The organism is Gelidibacter sp., from assembly GCF_039916245.1.
Lineage (GTDB): Bacteria > Bacteroidota > Bacteroidia > Flavobacteriales > Flavobacteriaceae > Gelidibacter.
Genome location: NZ_JBDSLS010000308.1, coordinates 1 through 4,757, shown reverse-complemented (window position 1 = coordinate 4,757; position 4,757 = coordinate 1). Strand labels below are relative to the sequence as shown.

Here is a 4,757-nt window from a genome sequence, read left to right as displayed (position 1 = left end):
AGCGAAGCGGTCTTAATTCTCTTGTTAAACTTTAAGAACCATAGGTTCTACTTTCTTACGTCAAAAGTCTTGGTTCTAGATTCTAAAAGCGAAGCGGTCTTAATTCTATTGTCAAACTTTAAAAACCATAGTTGTCAATCTACACTAGCTACTCAGTGTTTTAAAAACAAAATGGCCAACACTTTATTAAAGTGTTGGCCATTTGGTATTGTTGTCTTATAAAAACTTACAAACGGAAAACGACTTGTAAGACGTATTGAAAATGATTATTGGCGTATAGATGGTCCTTTGGGTTGGTAGCAAATTTTGCAGTAGATTGAAGTCGTACTGCAATGTTTTCATTAAACCAATATTGTGCTCCAGCAGAAAGGTTTGAGGATGTATTTATTTCATCCATGTAAAATATTCCTAAACCACCACTTAGATATAAATCAAAGTATTCCACGTCAAAAAGGTAGTCTGCAAAATACCATTTGAGATTGGTGTTTGTAGAAAAATAAGTTAGTTTTTCACTTAACGTTCCAGTATCCAAAGTTGTTCCAGTCTTAAAACCATTGAGTGTAATATCTTGCTCTAAAGCAAATTGCTCAGACCATTGATGTTCAATGGCAACCGCTAGTGGGAATTGGAAGGCAAAGTCTCCTAGTTTTTTAAAAGGATTTCGGGTTCCTAAACTACCAACGGCGTTAACACCTACGCTAACTTTCCAATCGCTCTGAAACCTGTGAAATCTTTGAGCGTTAACAGTGTGTCCTATAGCGAATATAAACAGACATATAAAAAACTTTTTCATAAAAAAACTTTGTTCAAAAATAGGGCTTTACTTCTGAAATACAAAGTCTTCCGATAAAGTTTTTCAAAGATTAATTTTTCTTTCTTAGTATTTTGTTCTTTAAGATAAGCGTTCTGTAGCTTTTATTAAGAACAATTAATGAGATTCGCTCTTGAATATTCTGAATGGTGTTCAATAATGAATAAATCAAATGCCCTAATTTTGGATTATGAAGCCTAAAAACAAAATAATATTTTAGACATGTTGAATAAAAACAGGGTTTGTGGGGTGCAAATTCTTTAAAGAAAACCCTTGACACATTGAGAAATGATTGTTCATGTTCCTCAACATGAAAATCTATTTGCCAGAGATTGTTGGCTGTATTTTTTAATGTAAGGGAGTCATAAGTGGTCTTAAAACTCAGATGTCCCATACGATGGGCTTTATCGTTAATTTGTAGCGCTAAGATGGCAATCTTAATGGAATCTACTATTGATAGAATAGCAATACCATTGATAATTCGCTAATTTATAAGCACTTCCTTATTAATAATGAGATGTTTGTATTTATAAATTAAGACGTCACAGTGAAGTTCAATGGCTCCATACTTTTGTTTTGAAATTTACCTAGCCTGGTGTCGAAAGTTCTTTTGTTCATAATTAAAGTCGACCGTTTCATTATAACCACATTTAGTGAAAATGTCAAAGGCTTTTTGCAGTTGGTTCGGTGCTACTAAGATGTCTATATCTCCGATCATCCGTTCAGGTGCTCTGAGGGATTAATTAGGTGCAGGATATAAAAAGAATAGCGCATTTTAGAGAATAACGTTAAATAAATCAACTGATTAGACTTTATTTTTTTTATTAGCATTTGCATTTTAGATGTTGGATGTCGTTAACTGAAGGTCTTATTTAATAAATATTTTCTTGACCTTTTCTAAGGAACCTGCTCTAAATTTAACAAGGTACATGCCGCTCTTTATAGTAGATATATTTATTTGATTGTTCTTAGAATTATTATCGAGCTGAACGCTTAACATTAAACGCCCTTGTAAATTATAAATTGAAACAATTGAATTTGGCTCAATCAATCCTTTAACATGCAAAATATGGGAGCCATTGGTCGCAAAAATTTCTGGTAAGTTCTTGCCATTGCTACCAAATGTTAAGGTTGAATTTGTCAAATGTAAAAAGAATCGCCCTGTTTTAGAGGTCTTAGAATTTGTAAAGAACGTATAATTGTTTGAGTTTAACAATGTGAAGTTATTGGTCAGTCTATCTTCTAAGTACACTTCAGTTTCTTCTGGTATAATGGCGTCTGCAATACTTAATGTAATCTTTTGATCGGCAGATGCATTGACTCCTAAAGGAATGATGGTTGTACTTAAAAGGTTGGTATATGGAAGCGATTGGATGGCTAGGTCAAGTCCAGAATTGTTTTCTACCAAGTGTGAATAAATTGCGAAATCTGGGGTTTGGCTTCCATAAACTCCCGCATCATACCCTGGATCTAATCCTCGTGTGGATAGGTCGTTAAAATAGAATTCTGTGCTGTAGTTTAGAATTCCGCTGCTGAGATTGAGCTTCAAAAACCCTACATTTTTAGCTATAGTATCTGTGTTAACCTTGAAATTGTCCGTTTTGCCTGTTGTGCGCATAGAAGGCGTAAATGATATCGTCCCTCCTCCTGTTTTGGAAGCCATCATAAAACCTTGACCAGGTTTTATTTTTGTATTTGGATGGAGCGTAAGATAGGCTAAGTTTTGTACGATCCATCCATTTGAAATTTTCGGATCATACACATAAATACCAGCTGACGTTGGCGCTAATTGAGGATTATTGGCGTTTAGAAATTCTGATAATTTGATATATGAAGGGTATGGGTTTCCTATCAAGTTCCATTCGGCATAAGCGGGTCCTGAATTTAGAATGTTTTTCTTAATTTCGTTAGTGTTAACCATGCCTGTAAATGTAAAACTGCCATTGTTCGTAGAGGTTGCTTTATATCCATTAGCGGCTTTAAATACATCCTTTTCGGTATTGGTATATTGGCTAAATGTGCCGGTGATTTTATTAAAAGGTCCAAATAAAAACAAAGAGTTCATGGAATTGCTCAAAATATTTGGATTTGCTGCACGGAACGCTTTAAACGATTCTCCAGTTAAAGGTGCTGAAATGAGGACCTCGTTACGTGTTACGCCCATAACATTTTTGGTTTGTACTTCACGCTGATATTTGGCGGTTCCTGTAACCTCACCTTTGACAATCAAGCTCGAATAATCGTCTGAATCAGATTTTAAAGTTAGGTTATTTGATGTTTCTAAATCTCCGTTGACTGTAATAGAACCTGTTTTTTGGATAATAATACCTGCTTCCGCACTGACCTTTAAGTTTCTCACTTTTACATTGCTCGCCTCAGTATAAATTCCGTTTAAAATTAAAGTGTTTTTGTTGCCGGTTTGAGCGTTAGGAGCGTGCGGAGACCATTTGCCATTACTGTAAAGTAAACCGTCGTAAGTGAGATTCCCTGCCACACGGATGCCTGTATTGTCTAGTCCAAGCACTTTCCCTAAACCACCTTCTATATCCAAATTTCCAAGTGGGCCAAGCATACCAATATTTGCAGAATAGCCATACAGTCTAAAGGTTATGGTTCCGCCTGGTTCAGAGTAGAGTGTTGTTTTAATGATAGGTGATTGACCTGAGTTGCTTACTTTTTCATTGGAATAAATGTCCGATTTAAAATTATCCAAGCTTGTTCTTATTTTGATTTTTGCAGGCCCGTTTCCAGTAAAGAAGTGAGACATTCCGTCAGGGTCTCTATCATAGTTAATTTGTAATTCAGTAATATTTATGATATAGCCAGCTGCCGCCGTAACGGACCATTGGATATAATGATTGGTATCCAACTTTGCACTAGTAGTCCAGTTGCCACTATTAAAGGTTGGTCCACTGCCAACCGTTAATCCTGGCCCTCTTGATAGTGGTTCACTGGTCATATTAGGAATAGTTACCGCCGCAGGTGTTTTGGTACCTGAGAAAGCTGCAATATCTTGACCAATAATTGGTAAGGATATGAGTAAAGCAAATATTATTGTAATGCTACTTTTCATTAGGACTTTTATAACGAATTAATCAATTTCATATAAGTGTAATGGTTAACGATAAGATAAGTTTTTTAGTTTAATTCATTAATACTGAAAAATAGGACTCCATTATATTTTTACAAAAATACGTTATGCTACCAAATAAAAAAACGCAATCATTTTCAATTTAATCAAATGATTGGATTTGTAATGGAAATGGTGGTTTTTATTAACAGTTTCGCTTTTTTGTGTTTCTGTTACGCACTTCTTAATTCTACAGGGAAGGTAATTGTTAGAATGATTCTCTGAACTTAAAAAATTCCTTACCAAAACTGCTCGTGATTTAAGTGTTCAGTAAAACATTTGTTTGATAAAGCCATTTATGGTTAGACTCATATGGGCTTCATTAAATGATGTTAAAGTGACCGAGTTCTATGCTGCCGTATTGGCATTAATCTTCTTTGCAGTGGATTTTAAGTCTACTGGAGGCATCTTGATTATTGTGCAAGTATATTTAGGGTAGTCAGCAATTTCGGGAGTATTATTTTTAAAGCTTAAAATATCTAAATAATTCAAAAGTAATTTCCACATTTTATAATCAATGTGTGTCTTTTTACATTTAGAAAAAGTGCAGGTTGGAAACTCATAGACTTTAAATCAATATGTTATTATTAGGAATGCTAATTTTCGATAACATTAGGATCCCTATTTTTACAGACAGTTTCCTATCTTTGGAAATCAACATAATCTAAAAAAAAACAACCTCCATGGCCTGGTACGTGCTCATTACAAAACCTAAATACGAACTTAAAGTTGCAGAAAGACTTATTGCATATGGTTTTGAAGTGTGTTGTCCAACCCGAGTAGAAGTCAGACAATGGAGCGACCGTAAAAAGAAAG

4 protein-coding genes are annotated in these 4,757 nt (G+C 34.7%); 2 read left to right on the top strand and 2 right to left on the bottom strand.

The window, feature by feature from the left end; genetic code table 11:
* Positions 1–226 precede the first annotated feature (226 nt).
* Together ABIQ28_RS15560 and ABIQ28_RS15555 are read right to left on the bottom strand one after the other, a co-directional pair.
* The gene (locus ABIQ28_RS15560) at positions 227–793 is read right to left on the bottom strand and encodes a hypothetical protein (protein WP_348038969.1); all 567 of its coding nucleotides are present in this window, start codon (positions 791–793) and stop codon (positions 227–229) included.
* A gap of 886 nt (positions 794–1,679) precedes the next feature.
* A complete protein-coding gene (locus ABIQ28_RS15555) occupies positions 1,680–3,884 on the bottom strand; it encodes a T9SS type A sorting domain-containing protein (protein ID WP_348038967.1) in 2,205 nt (734 codons plus the stop codon).
* 355 nt (positions 3,885–4,239) lie between these two features.
* On the opposite strand from ABIQ28_RS15555, the gene ABIQ28_RS15550 reads away from it, so the two are divergent.
* Entirely contained in the window at positions 4,240–4,380 is a 141-nt protein-coding gene (locus ABIQ28_RS15550) for a hypothetical protein (RefSeq protein WP_348038965.1), read from the top strand.
* Between the two features lie 244 nt (positions 4,381–4,624).
* The coding region (locus tag ABIQ28_RS15545) for a transcription termination/antitermination NusG family protein (RefSeq protein WP_348038971.1) at positions 4,625–4,757 on the top strand (133 nt) is incomplete at its 3' end.

Coding starts and splice junctions, on each gene's coding strand:
- ABIQ28_RS15560 (WP_348038969.1), bottom strand. CDS start 793: ATGAAAAAGTTTTTTATATGTCTGTTTATATTCGCTATAGGACACACT.
- ABIQ28_RS15555 (WP_348038967.1), bottom strand. CDS start 3,884: ATGAAAAGTAGCATTACAATAATATTTGCTTTACTCATATCCTTACCA.
- ABIQ28_RS15550 (WP_348038965.1), top strand. CDS start 4,240: ATGGTTAGACTCATATGGGCTTCATTAAATGATGTTAAAGTGACCGAG.